This window comes from Streptomyces sp. NPDC085524, assembly GCF_044541755.1.
Taxonomy (GTDB): Bacteria; Actinomycetota; Actinomycetes; order Streptomycetales; family Streptomycetaceae; genus Streptomyces.
In genome coordinates, this window is the sequence record NZ_JBITTH010000013.1 from 83,598 (window position 1) to 110,579 (window position 26,982).

Annotated in this window: 28 protein-coding genes and 1 tRNA gene; 19 read left to right on the forward strand and 10 right to left on the reverse strand. The window is 67.3% G+C overall.

Features of this window, described 5'->3' with window-relative positions:
- Positions 1 to 164: 164 nt before the first annotated feature.
- Positions 165 to 1,658 carry an HNH endonuclease gene (locus tag ACIGFK_RS21285; protein WP_400053112.1) on the forward strand — a complete coding sequence of 498 codons (1,494 nt, stop codon included), beginning with the start codon at positions 165 to 167 and terminating at the stop codon, positions 1,656 to 1,658.
- 111 nt (positions 1,659 to 1,769) lie between these two features.
- A complete protein-coding gene (locus ACIGFK_RS21290) occupies positions 1,770 to 5,219 on the forward strand; it encodes a DEAD/DEAH box helicase (RefSeq protein WP_400053113.1) in 3,450 nt (1,149 codons plus the stop codon).
- Between the two features lie 72 nt (positions 5,220 to 5,291).
- Here ACIGFK_RS21290 and ACIGFK_RS21295 read toward each other — a convergent pair whose 3' ends face one another.
- The 4 genes from ACIGFK_RS21295 to ACIGFK_RS21310 form a co-directional block, all read right to left on the reverse strand.
- Positions 5,292 to 5,594: a hypothetical protein gene (locus ACIGFK_RS21295; protein ID WP_400053115.1), complete on the reverse strand. Its 303-nt coding sequence runs from the start codon at positions 5,592 to 5,594 to the stop codon at positions 5,292 to 5,294.
- Between the two features lie 14 nt (positions 5,595 to 5,608).
- Positions 5,609 to 6,238 (reverse strand): ParA family protein, encoded by a 630-nt coding sequence (locus tag ACIGFK_RS21300; RefSeq protein WP_400053117.1) that lies wholly within the window; start codon positions 6,236 to 6,238, stop codon positions 5,609 to 5,611.
- On the reverse strand, positions 6,235 to 6,546 hold the full coding sequence (locus ACIGFK_RS21305) for an ATP-binding protein (RefSeq protein ID WP_400053119.1): 312 nt from the start codon (positions 6,544 to 6,546) through the stop codon (positions 6,235 to 6,237). Before ACIGFK_RS21305 ends, ACIGFK_RS21300 begins: the two co-directional genes overlap by 4 nt.
- A gap of 238 nt (positions 6,547 to 6,784) precedes the next feature.
- On the reverse strand, positions 6,785 to 7,411 hold the full coding sequence (locus tag ACIGFK_RS21310) for a helix-turn-helix domain-containing protein (protein ID WP_400053120.1): 627 nt from the start codon (positions 7,409 to 7,411) through the stop codon (positions 6,785 to 6,787).
- A gap of 456 nt (positions 7,412 to 7,867) precedes the next feature.
- Here ACIGFK_RS21310 and ACIGFK_RS21315 point away from each other — a divergent pair, with 456 nt between their 5' ends.
- Positions 7,868 to 9,355 (forward strand): hypothetical protein, encoded by a 1,488-nt coding sequence (locus tag ACIGFK_RS21315; RefSeq protein WP_400053122.1) that lies wholly within the window; start codon positions 7,868 to 7,870, stop codon positions 9,353 to 9,355.
- A gap of 642 nt (positions 9,356 to 9,997) precedes the next feature.
- On the opposite strand, the gene ACIGFK_RS21320 is transcribed toward ACIGFK_RS21315, so the two are convergent.
- Positions 9,998 to 10,549 (reverse strand): hypothetical protein, encoded by a 552-nt coding sequence (locus ACIGFK_RS21320; RefSeq protein WP_400053124.1) that lies wholly within the window; start codon positions 10,547 to 10,549, stop codon positions 9,998 to 10,000.
- Positions 10,550 to 10,780: 231 nt separating this feature from the next.
- Complete coding sequence (locus tag ACIGFK_RS21325; RefSeq protein ID WP_400053126.1) at positions 10,781 to 11,143, reverse strand: hypothetical protein; 363 nt, start codon at positions 11,141 to 11,143, stop codon at positions 10,781 to 10,783.
- Positions 11,144 to 11,928: 785 nt separating this feature from the next.
- Between ACIGFK_RS21325 and ACIGFK_RS21330 the strand changes: the two genes are divergently transcribed.
- Entirely contained in the window at positions 11,929 to 12,846 is a 918-nt protein-coding gene (locus ACIGFK_RS21330; protein ID WP_400053128.1) for a nuclease-related domain-containing protein, read from the forward strand.
- Between the two features lie 10 nt (positions 12,847 to 12,856).
- Here ACIGFK_RS21330 and ACIGFK_RS21335 read toward each other — a convergent pair whose 3' ends face one another.
- The 3 genes from ACIGFK_RS21335 to ACIGFK_RS21345 form a co-directional block, all read right to left on the reverse strand.
- Entirely contained in the window at positions 12,857 to 13,342 is a 486-nt protein-coding gene (locus tag ACIGFK_RS21335) for an NUDIX domain-containing protein (RefSeq protein ID WP_400053130.1), read from the reverse strand.
- Positions 13,343 to 13,361: 19 nt separating this feature from the next.
- Positions 13,362 to 14,576, reverse strand: coding sequence for a helix-turn-helix domain-containing protein (locus tag ACIGFK_RS21340; protein WP_400053132.1), 1,215 nt, complete (start codon positions 14,574 to 14,576; stop codon positions 13,362 to 13,364).
- Positions 14,577 to 14,813: 237 nt separating this feature from the next.
- Positions 14,814 to 15,182, reverse strand: coding sequence for a winged helix-turn-helix domain-containing protein (locus ACIGFK_RS21345; RefSeq protein ID WP_400053134.1), 369 nt, complete (start codon positions 15,180 to 15,182; stop codon positions 14,814 to 14,816).
- Between the two features lie 151 nt (positions 15,183 to 15,333).
- Between ACIGFK_RS21345 and ACIGFK_RS21350 the strand changes: the two genes are divergently transcribed.
- From ACIGFK_RS21350 to ACIGFK_RS21400, 11 genes are all read left to right on the forward strand, one after another.
- The gene (locus ACIGFK_RS21350; protein ID WP_384729822.1) at positions 15,334 to 15,690 is read left to right on the forward strand and encodes a hypothetical protein; all 357 of its coding nucleotides are present in this window, start codon (positions 15,334 to 15,336) and stop codon (positions 15,688 to 15,690) included.
- 2 nt (positions 15,691 to 15,692) lie between these two features.
- Positions 15,693 to 17,048 carry an FtsK/SpoIIIE domain-containing protein gene (locus ACIGFK_RS21355; RefSeq protein WP_400053137.1) on the forward strand — a complete coding sequence of 452 codons (1,356 nt, stop codon included), beginning with the start codon at positions 15,693 to 15,695 and terminating at the stop codon, positions 17,046 to 17,048.
- 83 nt (positions 17,049 to 17,131) lie between these two features.
- Entirely contained in the window at positions 17,132 to 17,317 is a 186-nt protein-coding gene (locus tag ACIGFK_RS21360; RefSeq protein WP_400053138.1) for a hypothetical protein, read from the forward strand.
- Between the two features lie 72 nt (positions 17,318 to 17,389).
- Positions 17,390 to 18,058: a DUF2637 domain-containing protein gene (locus ACIGFK_RS21365; RefSeq protein WP_400053140.1), complete on the forward strand. Its 669-nt coding sequence runs from the start codon at positions 17,390 to 17,392 to the stop codon at positions 18,056 to 18,058.
- Between the two features lie 14 nt (positions 18,059 to 18,072).
- Positions 18,073 to 18,267, forward strand: a complete 195-nt coding sequence (locus ACIGFK_RS21370) for a mobile element transfer protein (protein ID WP_112446752.1) — start codon at positions 18,073 to 18,075, stop codon at positions 18,265 to 18,267.
- A 19-nt stretch (positions 18,268 to 18,286) separates the two neighbouring features.
- On the forward strand, positions 18,287 to 18,445 hold the full coding sequence (locus ACIGFK_RS21375) for a hypothetical protein (protein WP_328298446.1): 159 nt from the start codon (positions 18,287 to 18,289) through the stop codon (positions 18,443 to 18,445).
- A 23-nt stretch (positions 18,446 to 18,468) separates the two neighbouring features.
- Entirely contained in the window at positions 18,469 to 18,789 is a 321-nt protein-coding gene (locus ACIGFK_RS21380) for a SpdD protein (RefSeq protein ID WP_400053142.1), read from the forward strand.
- Between the two features lie 89 nt (positions 18,790 to 18,878).
- Positions 18,879 to 19,064 carry a hypothetical protein gene (locus ACIGFK_RS21385; RefSeq protein WP_400053144.1) on the forward strand — a complete coding sequence of 62 codons (186 nt, stop codon included), beginning with the start codon at positions 18,879 to 18,881 and terminating at the stop codon, positions 19,062 to 19,064.
- A gap of 47 nt (positions 19,065 to 19,111) precedes the next feature.
- Positions 19,112 to 20,533 carry a replication initiator gene (locus ACIGFK_RS21390; RefSeq protein ID WP_400053210.1) on the forward strand — a complete coding sequence of 474 codons (1,422 nt, stop codon included), beginning with the start codon at positions 19,112 to 19,114 and terminating at the stop codon, positions 20,531 to 20,533.
- Positions 20,534 to 20,544: 11 nt separating this feature from the next.
- Positions 20,545 to 20,718 (forward strand): AlpA family transcriptional regulator, encoded by a 174-nt coding sequence (locus ACIGFK_RS21395; protein WP_073798448.1) that lies wholly within the window; start codon positions 20,545 to 20,547, stop codon positions 20,716 to 20,718.
- A complete protein-coding gene (locus ACIGFK_RS21400) occupies positions 20,715 to 22,088 on the forward strand; it encodes a tyrosine-type recombinase/integrase (RefSeq protein ID WP_400053146.1) in 1,374 nt (457 codons plus the stop codon). Before ACIGFK_RS21395 ends, ACIGFK_RS21400 begins: the two co-directional genes overlap by 4 nt.
- A gap of 213 nt (positions 22,089 to 22,301) precedes the next feature.
- Here ACIGFK_RS21400 and ACIGFK_RS21405 read toward each other — a convergent pair.
- Positions 22,302 to 22,373: transfer RNA gene (locus ACIGFK_RS21405), tRNA-Arg, on the reverse strand.
- A gap of 106 nt (positions 22,374 to 22,479) precedes the next feature.
- Here ACIGFK_RS21405 and ACIGFK_RS21410 point away from each other — a divergent pair.
- The 4 genes from ACIGFK_RS21410 to ACIGFK_RS21425 all read left to right on the forward strand — a co-directional run bounded on the left by ACIGFK_RS21410 (position 22,480) and on the right by ACIGFK_RS21425 (position 26,978).
- The gene (locus ACIGFK_RS21410) at positions 22,480 to 22,953 is read left to right on the forward strand and encodes a response regulator (protein ID WP_376657954.1); all 474 of its coding nucleotides are present in this window, start codon (positions 22,480 to 22,482) and stop codon (positions 22,951 to 22,953) included.
- A gap of 107 nt (positions 22,954 to 23,060) precedes the next feature.
- Entirely contained in the window at positions 23,061 to 24,083 is a 1,023-nt protein-coding gene (gene nrtL, locus ACIGFK_RS21415; protein WP_400053148.1) for an ArgS-related anticodon-binding protein NrtL, read from the forward strand.
- 19 nt (positions 24,084 to 24,102) lie between these two features.
- Positions 24,103 to 25,494: a diaminopimelate decarboxylase gene (gene lysA, locus ACIGFK_RS21420; protein WP_386469076.1), complete on the forward strand. Its 1,392-nt coding sequence runs from the start codon at positions 24,103 to 24,105 to the stop codon at positions 25,492 to 25,494.
- Between the two features lie 194 nt (positions 25,495 to 25,688).
- Positions 25,689 to 26,978, forward strand: coding sequence for a homoserine dehydrogenase (locus ACIGFK_RS21425; RefSeq protein WP_365166373.1), 1,290 nt, complete (start codon positions 25,689 to 25,691; stop codon positions 26,976 to 26,978).
- Positions 26,979 to 26,982 lie beyond the last annotated feature (4 nt).

The window sequence follows — 26,982 nt, forward strand, 5'->3', positions numbered from 1 at the left end:
TTTCGTGGTGACTTTTGGGGGTCTGTGACTGCTCGCGGGCGTTTTCCGCGCCCCGAATCCTATCGGGTGGCATCCGGTAGCGGCTCAGACTTGGGTGATCTTGATCCAATCCACCTTCACTGTCGGACCGTATTACTAATGTGATCACCGTGGGAGGGGAACACATGACACAGGCGCCCGCTGAGGGTACGGACATCCAGTGGCTGCTGCAGCCGATCGGGCAGGCCGCCCAGCGCGGACCCGAGCACTTCGAGCATTCCGTCCGGAAGGGAGTGGAGCTTGCCGACTACGCGGCCGAGCTCGGCGACCAGGCGGATGAACTCACGACGCTCTTCCCCGGGGGGCGCGCCCGGTTCTGGGGGTCTGTGCGGGCCAAAAAGGAGAGCCACGGCAAGAACAAGGCGATCGACGGCACCCGTCCGGGCGACGAGGTGCTGTTCTACGCCAAGGGCTCGTTCATCGCTCGGGCCACGGTCGTGGCCACCTTCAGGAACCGGGCTCTGGCCGAGAAGATCTGGGACCTGGACAAGGACGGCAATCCCTGGGAGTACATGGTCGCCCTCGACGACGTCGTCGAGATCAGCGTCCCGGCCCGGCGGATCCTGGAACGGCTGAACTACAAGGGGGGCCACGTCCAGTCCCTGATCCAGGTGACGGCCGCAAATACGCGCCGCCTCCGCCCAATGCTGGACAACCCGGACGACCTGACGCCGCCGCTGCCCGAACAACCGGTGATCCCGCGGCAGAAGCGGCCCGCACCCGGGCTCGGACGCGAGGACGTGCTGCGCCGCGTCGGCGGCCTGAACACGTTCGTTCAGCCCGACGGCAGCCCGGCCCGCCACAAGCCGCTGGCGCTGCTCTGGGCGATCGGTCGGTTGACAGCCGGGCATGAGCGATTGGCCCGCTGGGAGGAATTCGAGGCGGAAGTCGGCTCCCTGCTCGACGAGTTCGGCGGGGAACATGACCGCAGAACACCCGAGTACCCGTTCTGGCACCTGCGCAGCAGCGGAGTATGGGAGGTCCAGGGCATCGATGCGGCCAACGGCTTCAAACCCACAGCCGCGGCCCTGCGCGCCGCCAAGGCCCGAGCAGGCTTCAGCAGCGACGCGGCGAAGCAGCTCGAACGAGCCCTCACCCGCGCCCGGGCGGTCGGCCGGCTGCACTCCACATACTTCGCCGAATCCGGCATCGACAAGGACGTGCTCCTCGATCGGGTCGGTCTCGGTGGGTACAAGAGCGCCAGCGGAAGGCGTACGGACGCTCCGGCTGTGCCCGGCCCCGTCGACCGCCGCTCGGTGACCGGCACGCGGCCCGACCGGGACCGCAGCCTGCCCGACGACGTCAAGATCCTGCACGAGGACCGGTGCCAGGTGTGCGGCCAGCAGCTGGAGACGCGCGACAGCCACTACAGCGAGGCCGCGCACATCCAGGGTCTCGCCAGCCCGCACCTGGGACCTGACGTACTGGAGAACCTGCTCTGCCTCTGCCCCAACCACCACAAGCAGTTCGACCACTTCGGCATCTACATCGATGTGGACTGGGCCGTCCGGAACACCAGAAGTGGCGAGCAGGTCGGAACCCTCACACTCATCCCCGAGCACCGGATCGATCCGGAGTACGTCGAGTACCACCGCGACCTGTGCCTCCATAGCTGGTAATCGGCTGGATCTCGGCCCCCCGGACGGCGGGCGCGCGCCTCCCGCGCGCCTGTCGGCGGCCACTAGGGTGATCCAACTCGTGGCGGCTGGAACGGTGGGGGCGGGGGCTGGATGACAGTGCGGGGCGAGCGGCAGCGCAGGGCGGACATCGTGCGGTACTGGCGCGCCGTGGAGATGTTCAGCCCACAGCAGGTGGGGAAGACCGACCCGCGCAAGGGGATGTATCCCGTCGACGCCGGCACGCCCCTGCCATGGGAGCAGGGGCACCCGGTCCGGCGCCGGCCGGTCGACCGGAACATGACGCGTCAGCACACCGTCTACTGCGGGGTCTACCGGATCGCCGCCGTACGAGACGTCCTGCTCGAGGTCTTCGGCGGTGGCGAGGAGGACCACGACGGGCGCCTCGACGGAGACAGCGCGATGCTCGCCTTCGAGGTCACCGAGGACGGGCTCCTCGTCCAGGACTCGATCGTCTTCTCGGCCTGCGCATGGGCCACGGGCCGTGCGCGCAAGCCCGGGCCCGGCGCCCGGACTTGGTTGGACGGCTTCGACGAAGAGAAGGAGTACTGCGAGCGCACCCTCCTCGACCTCGGTGACGGCAAGCTCGACATCGTGGACAGGGTGGCGGGTCGCGCCGTTCCCTTCGCCGGACTGGTCTGCCAGATCACTCTCGGCGCGATGGGCGGCGTCCTCGCCCCTGCCCTCGCCCCCCTCCTGGGCGAGGTCGCGGCGGGTCTCGTCGCAGGCGGGGCGCAAAGCCTGGCCGAGGGGCTGCTGCCCGACCTGCCGGGGAGCGGGCAGGGCGAGGGCGAGGCTGCGAGCGAGACCGACGACGAGGGCGAGGCTCCGAAGCTCGGGGTCAAGCCGCTGACCGTACGCGATCTGTCGGCGGTCACCCGGTGGCTCGCCGACCGTTTCGGCGTCACGGAGGATCTGGCGCCCCACACCGTGCGGGTACAGACCCGTGAGGTATCCCGCCGCAAGGCCGGCCGGCCGAGTGGAGCGGAGTTCCTCAACAGCTTCATCGCCGATGACCTCCACCTCGTCGCCGGGAAACTCGCGAAGGGGGACCCGGGGCGTGCCCTGGGGGAGTACCTGACGGCCGCCCACGCCGTACGGACCCACGCGCGGGTCGACATCAGGCAGCAGCCCGGTGCGGTCCTGGCCGGGGTGACACCGTCCCGCTTCCCTCTCGGCCGCTGGCCAGCCAAGACCGGGCACCCGCTCGTCCTGAGCCAGCAGTTCGCCGTGAACACGATCCTTGAGCAGCTGGCCGATGGCGAGGGCCTCTACGCCGTCAACGGCCCTCCGGGCACTGGCAAGACCACCCAGCTACGCGACCTCATCGCGGCGGTTCTGGCCCTGCGGGCAGAACGGCTGGCAGGCCTCGCCCGCCCCGAGGACGCGTTCCAGAAAACCCCGCTGCGCTGGAGCACCGGAAACTTCTCCCGCTCGCTGCTCCCGCTCAAGCCGGAGCTGACCGGCTACGAGATGGTCATCGCCTCGGCCAACAACGGCGCCGTGGAGAACGTCTCGGTGGAGCTCCCGGCTGCCGGTTCCGTTGCCGCCGAATGGCAACCGGAAGCCTCGTACTTTCCCGACCAGGGGCGGCTCATCCTTGACGGCTCCCCGGCCTGGGGGGCACTCGCGGCGAAGCTCGGCAACAAGGGGAACCGGCTGGATTTCCGTAGCGACTACTGGTTCGGGCCGACGAAGGCGGGTGCGCGCAGCAGAGCCCAGGGCGGCGAGGAGAATGTCGGCATGCGCGAGCTGCTCAAGCAGACGGCAGTTGCCCAGCGCAGTACCACGGCAGACTGGCAGCAGGCGGTGCGTCGGTTCCGCGAGGCCCGGCAGGCCGTAGTGGCCATGCGGGACGAGCGGCAGAACGCGCAGACGGCGTTCGTCGCGTATCACGCCGCCATGCGATCCGTCGAGACCGCCCGCCGCGGGACGCAGGACGCCGAGGAGCGGTGGCGGGGGCTTCGGGTACCGCTGGAAGAGGCCCGTGCCGTACGGCACACCGCGCAAGGGATCCATCAGGCAACGCTCGAACGACTTGCCCAGCACGGGCAGACCAGGCCCGGCCTCATGGCGGGGGTGTTCTCACTCGGTGCCACCCGGCGCGAGTGGGAGATGCAGGACGAGCTCCTTCGGGCTGCGGAGCGGGAGGCACGCGAGGCATTCCACGAACGCACCCGAATCCTCGCCATCCACGAGCGTGCTGATGAAATGGCCGCCCGGGACCTCGATCGGCTCAGAGAGGAGCTGGAGGGGGCGAACCGGCATGCGGCACAGGTCGGGTGGACGGTCACCGACGCCATCGAGCGCTGGGGACCGTACCTGCCGGGACAGGAGGCGACCGAAGGGCGTACACCCGAAGAAGCCCGCGAACTCTCCTCGCCCTGGTCCGATCCGGATTTCACCCGTGCCCGCACCCGGCTCTTCCTCGCCGCCATGGACCTGCACCGGGCGTTCCTCCTCGGAGCCGCGGACCGCATGCGCAAGAACCTCGACGCGGCCATGGACGTGCTGTGCGGCGACGCCCCGAAAACACTCCCACCGGCCACGGTGCTCGCGGCCTGGCAGAACCTCTTCCTCGCCGTCCCGGTCGTCTCCACCACGTTCGCCTCGTTGGACCGTATGTTCGCGGGGCTGGGCGCCGCCGCACTCGGCTGGGTCCTGATCGACGAAGCCGGCCAGGCGACCGCCCAGATGCCGGTCGGCGCGCTCTGGCGGGCCAAGCGGGCCGTCATCGTCGGCGATCCCCTCCAGCTGGAGCCGGTCGTCACGCTTCCGCACACCGGCCAGCAGGCACTACGCCGCACCTTCGGAGTGGACGAGGAGTGGGCCCCTTCCAGTACCTCGGCGCAGCGCGTCGCCGACCGGCTGAACCGGTACGGGACCTGGCTGCCCGCCCCGAGCGGAGGGGAAGAGGAACGTGTATGGGTCGGCTCGCCGCTCCGGGTGCACCGGCGCTGCGAGGACCCCATGTTCAGCATCAGCAACGACATCGCCTACGAGGGCCTGATGGTGCATGGCGTCCACCACGACGAGGAGTACCCGATCGCCCGCCGCAGCGTGTGGTGGCATGTCGGGGCGGGCACGTCCGACGGGAAATGGAGCCCTGGGGAGGGCGAGGCGGCGAACGTCATCGTGCACCGACTTATGGATCAGGGCCTGGAACCTGGGCAGATCTTTGTGGTCAGCCCGTTCCGCGATGTCGTCGGCGGTCTCAAACGCAGCCTCTGCCGGACCGTCCCCCGCGACCGGATCGGCACGGTGCACACCACTCAGGGCAAGGAAGCCGACGTCGTCCTGCTGGTACTCGGATCAGGCACCAAAGCCGGACCGCGGGCCTGGGCCTCGTGTACCCCGAACCTCCTTAACGTGGCGGTCAGCCGCGCCCGCCGCCGCCTCTTCGTCGTGGGAGATCACGACGCCTGGAGTCGACACCGCTACTTCGACGTCCTGGCCGGCCGTCTCACGCGCATGACTCCCGAAGACCAGGCAGTCATGCGCCAACTCGCTCCTGCCGCCCTGCCGGAGACCTGCCGCTGCTGAGTCCCGGCGCCGTTTCGGGTCTGGCAGCGAGATCGTCTGGTGCTACTCGTCACCGTGCTCAGTGTTCGCCGATCAGACCGCAGTGTTTTCGAGACGATCCATGATTGCCTGTGCCAGATCGCGGAACTCCTGGTAGCAGGTCTGCACGTATTTCTGCGTGCTGCCCAGCGCACCGTCCGCGGCCCGAAGGTCGAACATGGGCTTACGCGCATCATGGGCGAGCGGCATGAGACTGCGATAGTTCCGCAGCGTTGCGATCTCATACGAACGGTCGTCACTCGGCCAGGTGTCATAACCGAGAACTGCTGTTCCATAGACCCAGGGGATGCGGGTCAGCCAGCGCTCGTACGCACGCACGGGCCGGTCCAGCCGCATCTCGGGCTGTATAATCACATATCCCAGGGGTTCCATCGTCGCAGTGGGCGCAGAGATGTTCGCGGGAATCTTCGGCTGGACCAGGTCACGCCATTGGGTACGCCATTCTCGGAGCGTGGGGCCAAGGTTGAGTAGCCCACATCGATGAGTACGATGTCGGCGTCCACGGCGGCGGCGGCGCCCTCGATGATCCGATGGAACGCGGTGGTAGTCCGCACGGCGGCCAGGTCGCCGCCGTAGCCGCTGAGCCACGATGCGGAGACTCTGTCTTCGAACTTGCTCAATTCGAGATTGCCGGCGAGCAGCCAGAGTCCGTCCACGACGGCTACAGGGTTTACCGGCTCGATGTCACCGGTGCCTTCGAGGATGGGGCGGACTGCGTCCGCAATCGTGCGATGGCCGTCCGTTCTACTGAAGAGCGCCTGCTGCGCTGCATATCCGTCCTGTGCGAACAGTTCAGAGTCCTGCCCCCATAGGACCTCCAGCTCGGCCTCGTCCAGAACTGCCGCTGTGAGATTGGACTGCGGGTCGAGATCGACTGCGAGTACGCGCTTGCCCTGCCGCTGGAGCATATGGGCGAGGTGGTAGGTGAGAGTGGTCTTACCAACCCCGCCCTTGTTGTTGAACAGCGCGACAGAGATCACTGTGCCCTCCTGAGGACAACGGACCAGGACGAGTCGTCTACGGTGAATTCGGCGGCCGGGTTACCGTTGCGTTCCAGCGAGGTGCGTACCCTGCCGATGCCACGCCCGAATCGGTTCACGTACCCCAGAGCCTTCATGGCCGCGGCCAGGGACGGGTTGCGGTAGTCGTTTACTTGCTCGAAGTTATCGCTTCGAACCTGACCGAATGGGCCGCCGGGGTTGGTGATTTCGATACGGTCCTCGAACCAAGCGATACGAACGGGTGCGTATGACGTCTCGTGCCGCGGTGCATGAGGGCGTTCATGCACAACTCCCGCAGTGCTTCGAAGGGGTACTCGGGATGCTGTTCCTCTCGGAATCCGCCAGAGTCCACCAGCCGGGTGTGGAGATGGCCACGCATCACTGTTTCAAGCCGCGCCGCCGTGTCGATGACGTTGTGTCGCAACTCCTGATCGTCCACGACCGGAGCGTCCAGCTCCGTTCCTTGGTAGCGGACGAACTGGACGTACGCGCCAGGGATCACACGGCTCGGATCGAACCCCGTAATCAGCAGCCCGAGTGCCGTGGGGGTGCCGTCGAGGCCAGCGAAACGCACGATGCCAGCTGCTGGAGCAAAGGGCGCCCGTTCTCTTGCAGGACGTCCGGGTCTACGACGGCCGGAAGATAGCTGGAGCGGAACACTCCCAGATCGAGATCGTCCAGCGTGCTCCCGGCCATGGCTCTGATGTCGAATGGACCATCGCCGGCGCGACGGAGCTCAGTCAGGACTCGCTCGTCGTCCCGGTTGGCGCGGCGCGTGGTTGGTCCCGGCCGAACCCAGATGACCCCGTCGAACCGCACGGGTGGCGCTGAGGCTGCTTCCACGCGGATGCGGATAACCGGCTTGCCCTGGTAGGCCTCGACGGTCACCGTCATGGAGGGCCGGTCAAGAATGAGACCGTCGTCCCGCATATCCGTCAAGGCAAGCAGGGCCCGGTCGCTGGTGTCGACTCCCTCGACGGGCAGTCCGTTGTCGGCGACCCCGATCAGCAGATCACCCCCACTATGGCGGCCAAGATCGTTGGCGAGTGCGCAGATCGCCCTGCGGATTGCCTCAGGGCGCTTGGCGCTCTGCTTGAACTCCAGGCATGCCGTTTCCTTCGTGCCGAGGAGGTCTGCCAGGTCCATGGTCATGGGCTCATTCTCCCGGAAGCCACTGACAGTGGGCGCATCGATGGGCATCCCCTCGCTCGGCCACCTGAACATGGCCTCTGTGCGCCCTCGGGCCGTCAGGAGATGCTTCCAGCAAACCTCAGCTCGCTCCCAAGAAAAGACCCCGTGTCAGCAAACTCGCTGATCACGGGGTCTTTGGGCACTTCATCGGAAGTGCCCCCGGCAGGATTCGAACCTGCGCACACGGCTCCGGAGGCCCCGTGCGTCTCACGCGTTTCGGCAGCTCACAGCCTTACGGCCCGAGCGCATGCCCTGGTGAGTCCACAAATAGGCCGCGCAGGCGTGGAGGATGCGCGGAGCCTTCCTCGATGCGCCGCCCTAGGCGTGGACCGGCTAGACCAGCCGAGTGTTTACCGAGGGTGATAACTCGGGTAGGGAGAGCCCCTGTCGCTCGGTGCTGATCGATCAGGGGGGCTCATGCGGGTTTCGGAGTACTACAACCTTGGCCGCACGCAGGGGACGCTGGACTTTGTCGATGTTGACACTATTGCCGACATCCCTGTTTACATCGACCCCAGCACCATCCGCCACCTGTCTGATGATTGGGGGCAGGAGTGCATATTCATGCTCACTACGTTCTTCGATAGTGTTCTGGACGCCGTTCGGCATGGCGACAAAGAGCGCTCGGCTTACCTCCTTGGGAACCTTGGAGAACCTAACGAGACGCACCTGGGCATCTCGAAGGGGAAGAGTGCTGGCAGGGGCTTCGGAAAGCAGATGAGCCAGGATTTCGCCGCTAAGCTGGCTGCAAGTCAGGCAGCTAAATCTGGTCTGATCGAAGATCTGGAAGACACGGCTTTCTTCATTGATAAGGTCGACAAAGATATCGTCTCCGATATCACGACGAACATCATCCGTGGGCCATTGATTACCTACACCCAGCAGATGGCCGCGGTCCTTAGGATTCCACTGGTAGAGGGTGTCGATAGCGGGCCTGTTTGGAACCCGCAATCGCTCAAATGGGAGCAAGAGTACATCAAGCTTCCGGTCGCGGACGGGGAGAAGTTGCTCCTTGTCCCCAAGTTGATCGTACGACGGGACCTGCACCTGTCTCGCGGTGAGTACTACAAGAATCATCTGGTGCCGGCGTTGCAGGCCGAAGAGGAAGCGGATCCTCGCAGTAAGCTCGTAACGGTCTTGAAGAGTGGCGCCAAGAAGGTTTATAGGGGCGACATTGAGAAGGCGTATGGGCGCTCGAAGCCTGACGTGACAAGGGAGACGCTGCGTAGGGCGTCCGTGTACCACCACTACAAGGAGATCAAGAAGGGCGTCGCTCCGAAGCCTATTTCACACGAGGAGTTGAGCGAGGTGGGCAAGACGATGCCACCCGACTACGAGGCACTGCTTAATGCCGTAGTGGAGACGCCGGCTGGTAAGGAGCACGCGAACGCCTATCACGCGCGCGTGGAAGCTCTTCTAAGTGCCCTCTTCTATCCATCGCTTGCAATGCCGGAGATGGAAGAGGATATTCATGAAGGCCGGAAGAGGGTGGACATCTCCTACACTAACACTGCGACTGATGGATTCTTTCGATTTCTGTCGCGCCATAAAATTCCATCCCAATATCTTTTTGTTGAGTGCAAGAACTATGGCAAAGAGGTCGGGAATCCTGAACTTGATCAACTCTCGTCCCGATTTTCTCCGCTGCGAGGGAAGTTCGGCATCTTGGCCTGCCGGTCCTTCGCAGACAAAGAGCGCTTCTTGAGTCGTTGCCGAGACACGGCATTGGATCATCGTGGGTTCGTAATTGCGCTGGATGACAACGATATGAAGCAGCTCGTCGACGACGTCCTGGAAGCAGTCAATTGGGCTCCGCCAAACCCGCCTCCTGCCGAGCCGGTCGCGCCGCCGCGGGTTCAGGACTATCCCCTCCTGCACGAGAGGCTTAAGGCACTTGTGAGCTGAGCGTGGCGCCTTGCTGTTTGGCGCTGCCGTACTGGCTTCGGGCCCCGCTCGCGCCGGGGCCCTGGGAGCGTTAGTCGGCGTAGTAGTGGTGGTCGCGGGGGGTCGTAGCCGTGGTTGCAGGCGGGGCAGAGGATGAGGCCCTCGGGGTTGGGGATGATGCCGCTATCGCACTGGGGGTCTGTGCCGGCCATGGTCTGCTCCTTCGAGGTCGGTGCCGTTGCCCTGATGGGCATTGCCCCTCTGGAACCATGCTGCCTTCGGGATCAGGGCAGCGGTGCCGGCCGGCGGCCACCACGCCGGCATCCCAGCCCGTGGCCTGAACCTGGTCATGGTCCCGCACCCCACCCCACACCCACCACACGTGAATAACCCCTGCCCAGGAGACCTGGCCCTGGGCCGTTTGGTGGTGTGGCGCCGTCATTGCTGCCACCGTTCATGATCGCGGGCTTGGCACACGAGCACCCTTTGGCTATCTGCTCCGTATACCCGGGCTGAGTCATCGCCCCGTCAACGACAACCACTAGGAGGCCCCGGCGAGGCGGACAGGAGCACCGCCGACGCACAGCTCCGTAGCCTCAGCGCGTCTCAGATATCTGCAGGTCAGAGCCTTGCCCACGTCCGATGGTGGCCGTGGACTCAGTTCTACTCAGCTTCCAGGACCGTGAACCAGTTCCGGTACTCATCCGGTTCGGGAAGATCATCGATCAGTGCAAACTCATGCCTCCCGAGAAAGGCCTCACTTGCTGCGTTGCGGCGGTCCACGCGCGCAATCACGAGCGTCGGGGCGTATCTCTCGCGAGCGAACATGTCTGCGAGGACGTACTCCATAGCGTCATCGGCGATAGCGCCACCTTGGCCGCGGTGCTTGCAGTCGATCCCGAACGCCTTGAAGTTTCTGATTGGACCCGGGAACGCGAGCAGCTTGCGGAGAGGTGTCTCAACTCCAGGGTGGTTCAGGCGCGAGTGGGACGCACATGCAGCAAGGCCGCCCCCTACCAACCCAAGCAGGAGGCGACCGTCATGCACTGCGTCGCCATTGGCGTCGGCCATCGCGTCGCCAGAGCGAAACCACTTCTGAACCTCGAACTCCCACTCTTTGTGGTGGGGCAAGCTCCGCCCGTTGCGAGGGTTCCGTCTGGCTGGCTCAGTGCAGGTGAAACCCTGCATGAGGGTCCTGTCTGCCTTCGTAGCCACTTGCCACGAAAGTTGGCTCAAACGAGCTTACGCACCTTACGACGAGGGACGTTCCCGGACTGGAAGCGCTGGTTGAGGGCCACTACAGTAGCGCGGCTCAGAGGCGCGTTCACTGAATCCCTGTATCCATGGTCGTCACTGACAGCGGTGCTGCTTGCGAACGAGCTGCTGATCAGCCACGGGAAGACCTCAACCTGGGTCTGGCTGACAGCGCTGAGCTGCGAGGCCTGCTCAGGGCCCTTCGCTTGCGTCTTCATCTAGCGTGCCCCCTGTCGCTCGATCGTAGATGTCTGCAGCTCCCTGCAGCAGGCTAATCAACTCACTCAGCCTGCTTCGAGTAAAGACGTAGCGCCCAAGCACGTCAACTTCCAAGGACTGGATCTGGGCAGCTTGATTCTCAACATCGCTTGGAGTGCCGACGAGGAACGGGGGATCTACATGCCCAATCATCAGGTAGATCTCATCTGGCCCCGAGCCGGCTGGAACCCCCAGGGACACGGCGAACTGGTTGGACAGTAGGGCCTTGGGCTGTTCCCTCGGCCACTTGAGGGCGAGTTTCAGGTTCGTCGCGGATGTCATCTTGGGCTCGCTCACACGGGCAGTCTGTCACGGGTCGTGCCTGGCCGGCAGGAGTGTAGGGGGCTCCACATCCCCGTTCAGGCGTACCCACGGTGGATGGTCCGCCTGTTGGATGCGTGTGATCGGTTACGGAGGGTGGCGGAACGTTTTGCCGGGTCGAGATTTGAACGCGTAGCGTAACGTTTTTGTGTTGCGCTGTGCTGTTGCGGCGCGCGTCAATGTCTGCCAGATGGGTGCCTTGCTGACCTGGAGAGGTGCCCGATTGGCGCCACGTTGAGCCCGCTGGGGCTGCTGCCTCAGCCACAACGCTCCCTGCTGTCATCCCGTCTGCCGTCGACCCACACGGAGTGATAGTGGGGCAGGCTTCTGGGGCCCAGGTGGAGCGCCCTACTGGACGAACGACCTGGGCCCCAGAAGCCTGGTCTGCTATGGCTTGCCTGGGTCGACGGCAGACGGGATGACAGCTCCTCCCGAACCACGAACCGGCCGGTTGTCGCAGTACGGGCCCAGGTCATCCCGGAGCCTGAGCGCCCCCGCCGGAGGCATCTGTGCTGACAGGAAGCCGACCGATCAGGCCAGGCCTGTCTCCCGTCGAGCCTTAGCCATTGGCGCGCGGCCGGCGCCCCGGGCTGGAGCGGGGCGGAGACAGGAGCGCAGGCCCGGGGCGACGGGCGCGCGACGCCGCCTTGGCGGCGGAAGCGCCCTTGATGAAGTAGGGAAACTCTTATCGCAAGGCGCTCTTGCCGGGCCCGTGCCTGGCTGGTCCCATGTCATTGGGGTCGGCACACATCGGGGGGCCAATGAGCGATCTCACCGTGAGCTCGTGGAAGCGGCACGGCTTGGAACGGCTGTACGTCAATCTGCCGGATGGCACTGCGGTCGCTTGGGCGGACTGCAAGACGAAAGCCATCACGGTCAAGGTGCCGCAGTACCAGCGCGAAGCGGTAGCCCTGCTCCGCCAGCACCTGGGGGAGTCTGCAACCGTCCAGCCACCCTCATCGAGTCCGGGGCAGTCTCGCGATACGGGAACCGGGAAGGCTCCACGCTCAGGTCGGGGCATCGAGCGTGGCGCTGATCGTCCGTTGAAGTTGCCGCAGCTGACCGTGGCTGACGATCTTGCCCGGAACCCGCCCGGCGCGATGCTGATAGAGACGATCGCCGCCCGGGGGCCGTCATTCGTCCAGCGGGCCTGGTCCAAGATGCTGAGGCGGCCTTCGGAGTGGGATTCCTGGTACCGCGGTTTGGAGGGCGAGCGTCGTGTCGGTCGTGAGTTGCAGCGGTTGACCGCCCACGGTTGGCGCGTCCTGCACGGAGTGCGGAAGAGCAATGGCGGGGACATCGACCACCTGCTGATCGGCAGCGGCGGGATCTTTGCGATCAACACCAAGAACCACCCAGGCGCTTCGGTCTGGGTCGGGGATGAGATGGCCAAGGTGAATGGCGGCCCGCCCGTGCCGTACACCGCCGCCAGTAAGGGCGAGGCTGCATACGTCCGGGGAGTGCTGGAGCGGTATTGCGGCTTCGCCGTGCCAGTGGAGCCCGTGCTGGTCTTCGCTGGGGCGGCCTCTATCCGGCGGGCCATCACACAGCATGATGTGCGTGTGTACCTGGAACGGGAGGTTTCCGCGCTCGGCCCGCTCTCGGGCAAGCTGAGCATGGAGCAGGTGGACCAGGTCTATGCCGTGGCCCGCCATCAGCGAGCCTGGCTGCGCTCCTGACCGCTTCGCATCAAGCCGCGTTTTCCTGTGGCTGCTGACCGTGCTCCAGGTAGATCTGGGTGCCCTCCTGCCTGGCCTTGCCGGCCGCGAGGATCCGGCGGGCAAGCCGCGGGATGGTGCGCTCGCTGATTTCGTCCGGCTCGACAAACGCGTAGCTCTTCAGCTCGTCGGCCTGCAACTCGATCTGCGCCAGAACCTCGGGGCTGAGCTGTCCGCCATCGAAGAGGTACAGAACCTTGTCGCCCTCGTCGGCGCTCGGGGCCCAGTCCACGACCAGCAGCCGCCCCAGCGGCGGGGCGATACCCAGCTCCTCCTCGACCTCGCGCCTGGCAGTGGAGAGCGGGGACTCCCCGGTCTCTACGTATCCGCCGGGGATATCCCAGTAGTTCTTGTAGATCGGCTCCACCATGAGGATGCGGCCGGAGTCGTCAAAGAAGAGCGCACCCGCTGCCATCCGCGGGTGCGCCATCTTCGCTTCGTGCTCGTTCGCTGCCATGCAGGTGAGCCTACCTATGTCAGATCACGTGGAGTCGGTGGGCGAGGTCGGCCAGCGTCCGGCTCGGGCGCCCTCGGTGGTTGCGAACCCAGGAGAGGACGAGTTCTCGCGCGAGGTAGTGGCTCCGCACTTGCTCTGGTGCCCAGACCTCCGCTTCGAGGATCTTGGCGAGGGCGTCGTCCTGGCGGTTGTGAGCACTGAGCGCCCGCGCCACTTCGAGATTGTGGCGTGTGCGACGTTCGGTCGGCAGGGTACTGGTGTCGATGCGAGGTCCAAGGTCTACTGCGACCTGCATGTCGCCCAGCTCGGCCGCCGTGGCTACGCGGTGGATTGCGACGTTGGTGGGGCCGAAGGCGGTCCAGACGTGATTGGCATCGTGGCCGAGTCGCTGAGCCGCCTGGTCCGCCTCGGCGAGGAAATCGCGTGTCGTGGCGCGATCGTCAGCACGGGCAGCGGCCATCGAGCCTGCGAGGTAGAGCGTCCCGTAGATCGAGAGGAATTCGGGGCCGGCATCTTCGAGTCCGGGACGCAGGTGGTCGGAAGCGTCGCCGACGAGTTGTACGGCTGCATCGAAGCGGCCGTTGGACAGCAGGCAATGCGCCACAGAGCGGAGCAAAGAACCCGTCACCACGGTGTTTCCGGACTGTTGGGCTGCGGCGAGTCCTCGATCGGCCGCGATCCAGGCGAGGTCCGTTTCGCCGAGCTTCGTGAGCACCATGGCGGCGCCCTGGTACGTCATGGCAGTCAGCTCGTGCGCCCGTTCGCGCTCTGCACCCTCGCAGCTCTGGGCAGTGATGAGGGCATCGGCGAGGAGGAGCGGAAGACGGCGCGTTGCAAAGCCGTAGTGGGAGTTCTGGTAGGCGTCCCAGACCTCGGCGACGTTGCGGCTCAGCTCGTCGAGCGGTGTTGCCTCGCCTTCGGTGGTGACCCCCAGGAGTGGGGTGAGCTGGCGATAGTTCATGAGTGCAGACCGAAGGGCCGGCACGGTGCGTGTGCCGCTGTCGGCTGTCCAGTCCATCAGGGCCGGTTCGGCAAGGAGATCGCCGAGTGTCACGTCCAGCGCATCGGCCAGTGACTTGATGACCGAAAGCCTGTCGAGCTCCAGCCGGTTGTTCTCGGCTTTGCTCAGCCAGTCGACTGTCCGGCCGACGAGTCCGGCCAGGACTTCTTGGGAGAGGCCACGCCGCCGGCGGTACCACGCAACGCGCTCGCCGATCGTCAGGTTCGTCGTCATTCCTCGCATGAGAAGAGCGTCCCCCCGTCTCTCAGCTTGACCCCGGAGAGATTTTCCGGGGTGGTGCTGCGATCTGCTCCTAGCGTTGCAGACAGCTCGAACGACTGTCGGAACGAAGGTGCAACTAGGGGGCGGGGCGGGTGGCGCTGACCGCGGCTGAGGTGCTGGAACTGATCAGTGAGGTCAAGGTGCTTGGTGAGGAAGTCGCGGCACTTGTACGCCGTGCGGACGCGATGGTCACTCGGCTTGCGACTGCTTCCGCACCAGAGCCTCAACCTGGTCCATGCGCTCGGCGAGCCGATGCATGTCCCGGCGCATCTCCGCCAGGTACTCGGTGATCTGCTCGAACTCGGGGCTGCGCTTCACAGGACGGTCTTCACCCGGAATGGTCGCGAAACTGCCCTTGCCCTGGTGCGAGATCACATAGCCGTCCTCCCGGAGGCGGGAGATCGCCTGGCGGGCGACAGTGCGTGAAACGCCGTGATCGGTCATCAGCTCGGCCTCGGAAGGGAGCTTCTCGCCCGGAGCCAGCTGCCCGTCTCGGATTCGCCGCTTGAAGTCGTCAGCGATCTCCAGGTACCTCGCACGCCCGGTGAACTCGGCCATAGCCCCTCTCAGTGGTTGTCGCACCAAGTGCACCACACCGCGTCCGCAGGAGTCGAGATTCAGCACTTGACGTACTAGGTATGACAAGTGCATCCTCAAGTCAGGTTGACCCACTAAGTGGGCCAAGTTGGTCGATTCAAGGAGAGCATCAATGCGTCAGATCCCTGTCGACACCACCGGCGCAACCGTGATGGTTGCCCAGCCGCCGCAGCTGAAGCTGCGCGACAAGAAGACCGGCCAGGTTGCCGTCGACAACGAGACCGGCAACAACCTCGTGACCGTCGACGTGCTGTTCGTGATGAACGGCAACGCCGAGGTCATCTCCGTCACCGTGGCGGAGCCCGACGTCTCCGGTCAGCTGGCCATGGGTACGCCGGTCGCGCTGACCGGGCTGGTGGCCCGGCCGTGGGAGAACGAGTTCAACGGCCAGAAGCGGCACGGGATCAGCTTCCGTGCGGTCGCGGTGACCTCACTCGCCGGGGACGCGTCGAAGCCGAAGGCGGCCTGACGGTGAACTGGTTAACGGTCACGCTGCTGGTTCTAGCCACCCTCGCACTCGTGCTTCGGTGGCGGTGGCCGGCCTGGTACTGGCTGACCTTCGGGGTCACCTTCGCGGCCCTGCGGGTCCTGGTCCGCTACCGGTCGGTGATGGAGGCCTGCGGGCTCACCGTCCCGCCCTCGCGGTGGCGCCTGGCCCTGGCTCGCTGGTCCGACCGTCCAGTCCCGGAATCCCGAGCACCTCGGATCCTGCGGATCCGGCCGACTCGCACGGGTCTCGTTCTGCGGCTCAAGCTCCGGCCTGGTCAGGACGCCTACGACGTGGCCGCCGCCACTGACCGGCTCCGGCACTCGTTCGCCCTGCACAACGTCACCGCCCGGGAGATCAAGTCCTCGGTGATCGAGCTGAGGATGACCGGCTACGACGTCCTCAAGCGGGTCCAGATGCCCGCCCTACGCGACGACGAACCCATGAGCGTCCCGGTGGCACTGCGTGAGGACGGCGAGGTGTTCCACCGGGACTACCTCCAGGTGCCCCACGCCCTGAACGTCGGGGCGACACAGTCCGGGAAGTCCGTCTACCTGCGCAACCTGGTGGCCGGCCTCGCCACTCAGCACGTCGCCCTTGCCGGGATCGACTGCAAGAACGGCGTGGAACTCGCCCCGCTCGCTCGCCGGTTCACCGCACTCGCCGACAACCCCGACACCGCCGCCGACCTGCTCGCCGCGCTCGTCCGCTACATGACCCGCGTCTACGACATCATCCGACGGGAGCAGCGCATCAGCGCCGACATCCCGGACGCGGAGATCACTGCGAACATCTGGGACCTGCCCAAGCACCTGCGCCCGGTGCCGGTCGTGCTCCTGGTCGACGAGGTGGCAGAGCTGGCCCTGTACGTCACCAAGGACGAGGAGAAGCGCCGGGATCAGATCATCACTGACCTGGTTCGCCTCGCCCAGCTCGGCCGCGCTGCCGGGATCTACCTGGAGATCTGCGGTCAGCGCTTCGGCTCCGAACTCGGCAAGGGGATCACGATGCTTCGTGCCCAGCTCACCGGCCGCACCGCTCACCGCGTCAATGACGAGACCTCGGCGAACATGGCCTTTGGGGACATCTCCCCGGACGCTGTCCTCGCCACGGTCCAGATCCCCACCGACCGACCCGGTACGGCCGTGGTCGGTGATTCCTCCGGCGGCTGGGTTCGTATCCGTACCCCGCACCTCACGCTCCGCCAGGCCGTCAACGTCTGCAACGCGAACGCCCACCGCACCCCGGACATCGGCGAACTCGCCCCCTTCCGGCCGGCACTCCCGACCCCGGCGCTGACTGGCACCGTCCAGCCGAAGCCCACCGCCGCGAGCGTCTGAACCTCCCCCTGCTCCATCGGTCGGCGTGACCGCATCACGCCAGGTCCCTACCCCTCCCATGCCAAGAAGCAGGAGTGATCCTCATGGCCACCGCGAGGAAGAGCACCGCCCGCAAACCCACCGCGAAGAAGTGCCCCGACTGCGACGGCAAGGGCGAGACCACCGAAACCGTCCGCGTGGGATCCCGCCGCACTCCCCGTGACACCGCAGACCGGCAGGCCGCCTTCTGCCTGGCCTGCTTCGGCACCGGAGAAGCCCCTACCACCTGAGCCGCCGTGGCCGGGCGGCTGGCCAATCGCCCTGCCCGGCCCTGGCTCCAACCCCTGGAAGGAGGAACCCCGATGCTTCCCAAGGCCCGCCCGGACGCCGTGCTCGTACAGGCCGTGATCGCCGGGGCCCTGTCCTTCGCCCACCTTCACGACCTGGCCGAAGCAGCCGGACAGGCCGGCTGGAAGGCGTGGGCCTATCCGGTCAGCGTGGACCTGCTCCTGGTCGCCGCTTGGCGCCGTCTCCGGCTCCTGCGAGATGCCGGGGAACCGGTCCGCTCGGCCTGGACCTGGTTCACCGTGGCACTCGTCGCCTCGCTTGGCGCGAACGTCGCCACCGCGGGACTCCTCGACCTGGGCCACGTCCCCGACTGGCTTCGGATCCTGGTCGCCGGCTGGCCCGCCCTGGCCTTCCTCGGCGGAACCCTTCTCGTCCACCCCACGCCGGCTGCCAGTCCCGGCCCGGTGAAAGACAGCGCCCCTGCGGACGAGATCGAGTCCACGGTCATCGAACGTGACACAGCCGCCGAGCCTGTCGCCGAGCCAGAGCCTGTCCCCGCCCTCCCCGCACCCGTACCAGCACCGGAGCCGGTGCCCGTTCCGGCCGCGCTGGTCGAGCACGCCCGCAAGCTCGCAGCCGATCATCTGGCCCGCACCGGCACGGCGCTCGATACCGACACCCTGCGTGCCCGCCTCGGCGTCCCGGCCGATATGGCAGTCGCCATCACCGCCCAACTCGCCTGAAAAGGAGACCCCGTATGCCCGCCCCGGATCGCTTCCACTCGCTCATGCAGATAGGCCCCGTCCAGATCGGCACCTACCGCGACCGCCACGGCCGTACCAAGCACGCTGCCGTCTGTACCACCGACGGATGCGGCTGGTCGGTCACGAACTACACGACCAGCACTGCCGCACAGCTCGCCGCCCGCTCCCACCGCTGCCGCGTCAGCTGACCCCGGAAGGCCACCCGTCATGGACGTTCCGCTCTGGCTCGCGCTGATCGTCGTCGGCGCCCTCGGAATCAAGCTGATCCGCCCGCCCTGGTGGCTCGTCGCCGTGATCCTCCTCGGCGGCTACCTCCTCGCGGACAGCCTCCTTGCCCCGGTCATCGACACCGCCATCACCAAGTAACCCACCCCGGAAGGAGATCAGCCGTGTTCAAGCCCAAGTACCCCAGCCCCGACACGTACACCCCGGCCACCATCCGCCCGACCCCCGCGCCCGTCGAACACTCCGAGTCGGCACCAGCCCCAGTCCCCGCGAAGTCCCCGACCTCCCTCGGCGGCCTGGTCCAGCACTCGCCCGGTACCACGCTCGCCCTCGCCGCCGGCGGAGTCGCCGGAGTCCTCGCCCTGGCCTCCGTCGCCGTCTCGCTGCTCCTGGCCGTCGCGGTCACCGCCGTCGCCCTGTCCATCAGCGGCGTCGTCCTGCTCTTCCTCGTCCGCGCCATGCGCCAGGAGTTCAAGAGCCGTTGACCGGCCCCGGGACGGCCTCAACCGCCAAGTCTCCGCCGTCCCGGCGCCGCGCTCCTGCCCGATCCAACGAACCGGAAGGAAGCACCATCATGGCCCAGCCCACCATCACGCCCGCCCAGATCTGCCCCGACTGCGACGGCTTCCCCGCCGTAAAGATCACCCTCGGCGGCCGCGACCGCACCGGCGCCCTGCGCACCATCACCGCCCACTGCCAGGCCTGCCACGGCACCGGCAACCGCCGCTCCATCCGTCCCCGCCGGACGGTGACGGCGTGACCAACCCCGCGCCCCTCGCGGACCTGGACCCCGGCCTCCTCGGCGACATGCTGAAGGTGGCCGGGGCTCCCGGTTACGCCCGCTGGGAGGACCAGATCCGCCGCACCGGCGGGTGCTCCGACCCGATCCACATCACCGGCTGGACCGTCGCGAAGGACAAGACCTCCGGCGAGACCCTGCACCGCTACTCCACCGAGAACGAACCCGGCGCCCGCCTCCGGATCGCCTGCGGCAACCGCCGCGCCTCCCGCTGCCCCGCCTGCGCCTGGACGTACGCGGGGGACACCTATCACCTGATCCGTGCCGGGCTCGCCGGAGACGACCGCCGCGGCATCCCCGAGACCGTCCGTGAGCACCCCCGCGCCTTCGTCACCCTCACGGCTCCGTCCTTCGGCCCGGTCCACAACCGCCCCGCCGGCCGCCCGTGCCGCTGCGGCAAGCACCACCAGGGGGATGATGCTGAACTCGGCACCGCCCTCGACCCGGCCACTTACGACTACGCCGCTGCCGTCCTGTTCAACAACGTGGCCGGTCAACTGTGGCAGCGCTTCACCACCCGTCTGCGCCGCGAGATCGCCGCCTACGCCGGGCTGACCCAACGGGAGCTGAAGGAGGTGGCCCGCCTCTCCTACGGCAAGGTCGCCGAGTTCCAGAAGCGCGGAGCCATCCACTTCCACGCAGTCATCCGCATCGACGGACCGGCCGGCCCCCTCGGCCCGCCACCCCCGTGGGCAAGCACCGACTTCCTCGACCGGGCGATCCGGGCCGCGGTCACCCACTCCTACACTTCGGTGTCGGTCCCGGCCGCCGCTGGTCAGCCCGCCCGGACCTTCCGCTGGGGCACGCAGCTCGACGTCCGCCCCATCAAGGCCTTCGGGGATGGCTCCGACATCACAGAACAAGCCGTCGCCTCGTACGTCGCCAAGTACGCCACCAAAGCGGCCGAGACCACCGGCGCGACCGACACGGCTGTGCACTGCCGCAGGTGCCGCGGATCCGGCCTCTCCGACCGCTACTACCGCCCCGGCTCCGCACTGAACGACTGCTCCCGCTGCCACGGCACCGGCCTCAGCGACGACCTCGCCCGGCTGCCCATCGCCGACCATGCCCGGCGCCTTATGGAGGCCTGCGCTGCGTTACAGCCCCTCTATCCAGACCGCCCGCTCACCCGCTGGGCCCACATGCTCGGCTTCCGAGGCCACTTCTCCACCAAGTCCCGCCAGTACTCCACCACCCTCGGAGCCCTCCGCCAGACCCGCGCCGACTACCGCGCAGCCCAGGAACGGGAAGCCCGCGGCCTGGACGACGTCGCGCCAGACACCGTGCTCGTCCTCGCCTCCTGGCAGTACGCCGGCCACGGACACACCCCCGGCGAATCCGTCCTCGCCGCCACCATCGCCCGCGACATCCAGCTCAACCGAGAGACCGCCCGTGAAGCCCTGCTCGAATTGGAAGGGGACGTGACGTGAAGGACGAGCTGATGACCACGGCGGAGGTCCTCTCCGAGCTGAAGGGGATCTCGCGGCGGACCTTCTACCGGTGGCGTGAACTCGGCAAGGCGCCGAAAGCATTCACCCTGCCGAATGGAGAGCTGCGGGTGTGGCGGAGTGACTTTCTTGCCTGGCTGAGGAGTCGGGAGGGAGCTGCCGCGTGAAGTCCACCGATGTGCGGGTCTGGTCCATTCGCGTCAAGCCCGGAAAGCGTCCCTCCTACGAAGTTCGATGGAAGGTTGCGGGGCTGCCCTTCTCCGAAACCCGGAAGACGAAGGCGCTCGCCGACAGCTTCAGGTCGAAGCTCCTTCGTGCCGCACGCGACGGCGAGGAATTCGATACGGCATCGGGTCTTCCCGACTCGATGGCGGAACGCCGGGCATCCCTCAGCTGGTACTCCTTCGCGTTGCAGTACCTCGCGATGAAGTGGCCGCACGCGGCTCCGAACACCCGTGACGGGATCAACGAGTCGCTGACCTCGGTCACGCTGGCCCTGTTGGACGATCGGCCCGGACGCCCGGAGGAGAGGCTTCTCAGGCGAGCGCTGCGCAACTGGGCATTCGTCTTGCCGGGGCCTGGTGATCGAGAAATCCCGGACGAGATCGCCAACGCGCTGCATTGGGTTTCCAAGGCCTCCCGTCCTCTCGGGGATCTTGTGGATCCTGTGGTGGGGCGCGCCGTACTCGACTCCCTCAAGATCAAGCTCGACGGGACTGCTGCCGCAGCTGAGACCGTTCACCGGAAGCGGCGAACCTTGGTCAATTCCATGCACTACGCGGTTGATCTCGGTGAGTTCCAGGAGAATCCCCTCGGCGCTGTCCGCTGGCAGAAGCCGAAGGTTGCCAACGACGTGGATCCCCGCGTCGTGGCGAATCCGGAGCAGGCGCGGTCGCTGCTGTGCGCCGTGTCCTACATCGGCGGCTTCAAGCGGGGCCGCGGCCGGCGCCTGGTCGGGCTCTTCGCCGGGATGTACTTCGGGGGCTTCCGGCCCGCCGAGGCGGTCGGGCTGTCCCTGCCGGATCTCACCCTCCCCGCCAGTGGCTGGGGAGAGGCCTTGCTGAACCGGTCCCGCCCGAGTGTCGGGCGGCAGTGGACGGACTCCGGCCTGAGTCATGACGACCGCGGGCTCAAGAACCGGCCCGCCGAGGAGGTGCGGCGTGTGCCGATCCCGCCCCAGCTCGTTGCTGTCCTGCAGGAGCACATCGATACCTTCAGGACCGCCGAGGACGGGCGGCTCTTCTTCAGTGAGGGTGGGGGAGTGGTGTCCTCCTCGACGTACTACCGGGCCTGGCAGGAGGCGCGGCTCCTGGCCCTGCCGCCGGCCGTGGTCGCCTCTCCGCTCGCGCGTCGGCCGTATGACCTGAGGCACTCCGCGCTCTCCACTTGGCTCAACGCGGGTGTCGACCCGACCGAGGTTGCGGCGCGGGCTGGCAACAGCGTGGAGGTTCTGCTCGGCCGGTACGCGAAGTGCCTCGACGGCCGGCAGGAGGTCGGCAACCGGCGGATCGAGGAGCTGCTTCGCGAGTACGAGTGAGAGGTGAGCCGTTGCGGCCCGAGGCCCCTGGGGAGACCCGGGGGCCTTCGTGTTTCCCGGGCTGACCTGGGGAGTTGCGGAGGGATCCAGGCCGCGAATAGGCCGCAGGGGCTGTCATAGGGCTGCATGGCCTGGCACACGGCTACACATACGCGAAGACCCCGTCCTCAGCGTTCTCGCTGGTGGCGGGGTCTTTGGGCACTTCATCAGAAGTGCCCCCGGCAGGATTCGAACCTGCGCACACGGCTCCGGAGGCCGTTGCTCTATCCCCTGAGCTACGGGGGCGCTGTCGCGGTGTTGCTGCGACGGGTTGAACACTACCAGCTTCCACGGGGTGATCAGGAACCCGTTTACGGGGGAGTAGGGGGTGGGTCGCCCGGAGGGGGTGGAAGTGGCGAAAACCCGGACGCGGGGGGTTGGGTCGACCTACTCTCGAGTTGTGCCAGGCGTCTCAGGCCGGGTTCTTGTTGTCGACGACAACAAGGTCATCCGGCAGCTGATCAAGGTCAATCTCGAGCTGGAGGGCTTCGAGGTCGTGACCGCGAATGATGGTGCCGAGTGTCTGGACGTGGTGCATCGCGTGTGTCCTGATGCCATCACCCTTGATGTGGTCATGCCCAGACTCGACGGGTTCGGGACCGCCGCGCAGCTGCGGGCCGATCCGCGGACCAGGGACGTGCCCGTTGCGATCGTGAGTGCCTGTACGCAGCAGGAGGTCGAGGCCGGGATCGCGGCAGGGGTAGATGCCTTCCTCGCGAAGCCGTTCGAGCCCGCCGAGCTGGTACGGGTCGTGCGGCGGCTGATCGAGCGCAAGGACCGGCGCGACGGGAGGAAAGGGGCTCCTGCCGGGAGGGGGAGGGGGTGAGGTCGGCGAGTGTCTGCGCAGGCCTCCGTTCGCGTCTCCGTTCACGTAGCTGTTCACATGGCGAAACTCTTCGCGGGATGAGGGGGCGTCTCCCCTAGGCTGGTCCCGTGACCCCCGCTGACCTCTCCCGTTGCGTCGTACGTGCCGTGCGCTGCGCCGTTGAGGACGGGGAGCTGCCGGCGGCGGTGGTCGTGCCGGAGCGGGTCGTCGTCGAGCGGACCCGGCCCGGTGGGGTGGGGGACTATGCCTCGCCCGTCGCTTTTCAGGTCGCCAAGGGTGCCAAGGGTGTCGGCGGCGCCGGATTCCCGCCGCGTGGTGTGGCGGACGTGCTGGCGCGGCGGCTCGGTGCGGAGCCGGGGATCGAGAGTGTCGAGGTCACCGGGGCCGGGTTCCTGAACTTCGTGCTGCCCGCGGTTTCCGCCCCCGACGTGGTCCGGGACGTCGCGAGCCGGGACCTGCGGGTAGCGGCTGCCCTCCTCGCGGAGGGCGAGGGGGACGCCGGCGGGCTGCGCGAGACCGTTGTGCGGCGTTGTGTGCTGCGGCTCCTGCGGGTCCAGGGCGGGCATGCACGCGAGCTGCCCGGTGATTTCTTCGTCGCGCCGCTTGCGAAGAGGGACTCCGACGTCGTCGACCGGTACGGGGCAGATGCCGCCGTCTGGGGCATGGTCGTCGTGCCAGCCCGCGAGACGCCCCGGTTCGACGACCGGCTGCTCGTGCAGGGCGAGGCCAACGAGTTCTTCCGCGTGCGGTACGCGTACGCCAGGTCGCGCGCGCTGAGCAGGAACGCCGAGCAGATCGGGTTCCGGGCGGAGGCCGAGGCCGAGGCCGGGGACGTCGATGGCGCAGGCGATGCCGGAGATTCGGCCGGTGCTGCCGCGCTGGTCCGGGCCCTCGCCGATTTCCCCCTCGCACTCGAAGCCGCCGCGCACCACCGTGCGCCCGAGCGGCTCGCCAGGTACCTCGTCGAGCCGGCCGACGCGCTGCTCGACTTCCAGCACCGCGTACTGCCCAAGGGCGACGAGAAACCCTCGGCCGCCCACCGTGCCCGGCTGGCTCTTGCCGAAGCCGCCGGGACGGTGCTGGCCGGCGGCCTGGCCCTGCTCGGCATGGACGCATCCGAACGACTGTGACCTGCGAAGAGAGATACCGATGAGCCGTTCCGCGCACCCCGCCGGACCCCGTCACGCCGATGTGCTGCCCGAGGGGCACTACTCCCCGCCCGCCGATGATCTGAATGCGCTGGACGAGAAGGTCTGGGCGCGGACCGTCACCCGTAATGGAGATGGTGTGGTGACCGTCGGCGGGATCGAAGTCACCAAGCTCGCCGAGGAGTTCGGGACCCCCGCCTATTTTCTTGATGAAGAGGACTTCCGCTCCCGGTGCCGTGCCTGGGCCCACGCCTTCGGCAAGGACGCCGACGTGTTCTACGCCGGCAAGGCGTTCCTCTCCAAGGCCGTCGTCAAGTGGCTGCGGGAGGAAGGGCTGAACGTGGACGTGTGTTCCGGTGGGGAGCTGGCCACCGCGCTGGCCGCCGGGATGCCGGCATCCCAGATCGCTTTTCACGGGAACAACAAGTCGGAGAGCGAGATCCGCCGGGCCGTCGAGGCCGGCGTCGGGCGCATCGTGCTCGACTCCTTCCAGGAGATCGCCCGCGTCGCGCACATCGCCCGTGAGGCGGGCGTGCGCCAGCCCGTGCAGATCCGCGTGACGGTGGGTGTGGAAGCGCACACCCACGAGTTCATCGCGACCGCGCACGAGGACCAGAAGTTCGGGATCGCGGTGGCCGACGGCAGCGCCGCCGAGGCGGTGAGGCGGGCGCTCGGGCACGAGAGCCTCGAGCTGCTCGGCGTCCACTCCCACATCGGCTCGCAGATCTTCGACATGGCCGGCTTCGAGGTCTCGGCCAAGCGGGTCGTGCAGCTGCTGGCCGCCGTGCGCGACGAGCACGGGGTGGAGCTGCCCGAGATCGACCTCGGCGGCGGCCTCGGGATCGCGTACACGTCCGACGACGACCCGCGCGAGCCCCACGAGATCGCCAAGGCGCTGACCGAGATCGTCGCCCGGGAGTGCGAGAGCGCCGGGCTGAAGGCGCCCAGGATCTCCGTCGAGCCGGGGCGGGCCATCGTCGGGCCGACCGCCTTCACGCTCTACGAGGTCGGCACGATCAAGCCGCTCGAGGGGCTCCGGACGTACGTGAGCGTCGACGGCGGCATGTCCGACAACATCCGGACCGCCCTCTACGACGCCGAGTACTCCATCTCGCTGGTGTCCCGCACCTCCGACGCCGAGCCCATGCTCGTCCGCGTCGTCGGCAAGCACTGCGAGAGCGGCGACATCGTCGTGAAGGACGCCTTCCTGCCCGCCGACCTGGCGCCCGGCGACCTCGTCGCCGTGCCCGCAACCGGCGCCTACTGCAGGTCCATGGCCAGCAATTACAACCACGCGCTGCGCCCGCCCGTCGTCGCCGTGCGCGGCGGTCAGGCACGGGTGATCGTCCGGCGCGAGACGGAGGAAGATCTCCTGCAACTCGACCTCGGGTGATTCCGTTATTTCTGGGGGAGGCCCTCCGAACCCAGAAATAATGGCCTCAGGAGTCTCATGGGATGTCTCACGCATTGGACCGAGGGTGGAAACTGCTGTCCATTGCGTGAGACTTGTTCTCACCCCGCGTTCTCACCCCGCGCGCAAGCCGCGCGCGGGGTACTGATGGAAGATCGAAAGGCGTAGGTCGAATGATGCGTACGCGTCCGCTGAAGGTGGCGCTGCTGGGCTGTGGAGTGGTCGGCTCGGAAGTTGCCCGCATCATGACGACGCACGCCGACGATCTGACGGCCAGGATCGGCGCGCCCGTCGAGCTCGCCGGCGTCGCGGTGCGTCGTCCCTCCAAGGTGCGCGAGGGGATCGACCCGGCGCTCATCACCACCGATGCGACCGCGCTGCTCAAACGCGGCGACATCGACGTGGCCATCGAGGTCATCGGCGGCATCGAGCCCGCCCGGACACTGATCACCACCGCGTTCGAGAACGGCATCTCCGTCGTCTCCGCCAACAAGGCGCTGCTCGCGCAGGACGGTGCGGCGCTGCACGCCGCCGCCGAGACCCACGGGCTGGACCTGTACTACGAGGCCGCCGTCGCCGGCGCGATCCCGCTGGTCCGGCCGATGCGCGAGTCCCTCGCGGGCGACAAGATCAACCGCGTGATGGGCATCGTCAACGGAACGACGAACTTCATCCTCGACAAGATGGACTCCACCGGCGCCGGCTACCAGGAGGCGCTCGACGAGGCCACGGCCCTCGGGTACGCCGAGGCCGACCCCACCGCCGACGTCGAGGGCTACGACGCCGCCGCCAAGGCCGCGATCCTGGCCGGCATCGCCTTCCACACCCGCGTCCGCCTCGACGACGTCTACCGCGAGGGCATGACCGAGGTCAGCGCCGCGGACTTCGCCTCCGCCAAGCGGATGGGCTGCACGATCAAGCTGCTCGCCATCCTGGAGCGGGCCGCCGACGGCGAGTCCGTCACCGCGCGCGTGCACCCCGCGATGATCCCGCTCACCCACCCGCTCGCCTCCGTCCGCGAGGCGTACAACGCGGTCTTCGTCGAGGCGGAGGCCGCCGGGCGGCTCATGTTCTACGGGCCCGGCGCGGGCGGTTCTCCGACCGCGTCCGCGGTCCTCGGCGACCTCGTCGCCGTCTGCCGCAACAAGCTCGCCGAGGCAACGGGGCCCGGCGAGTCGGCGTACACCCAGCTGCCGGTCAGCCCCATGGGGGACGTCGTCACCCGCTACCACATCAGCCTCGATGTGGCGGACAAGCCGGGCGTGCTCGCCCAGGTGGCGACCACCTTCGCGGAGCACGGAGTCTCCATCGACACCGTGCGGCAGCAGGGCAAGGACGGCGAGGCCTCCCTCGTCGTCGTCACCCACCGCGCGCCCGACGCCGCCCTCTCCGGGACCGTCGAGGCGCTGCGGAAGCTGGACACCGTCCGCGGTGTCGCCAGCATCATGCGTGTTGAAGGGGAGTAAGGAC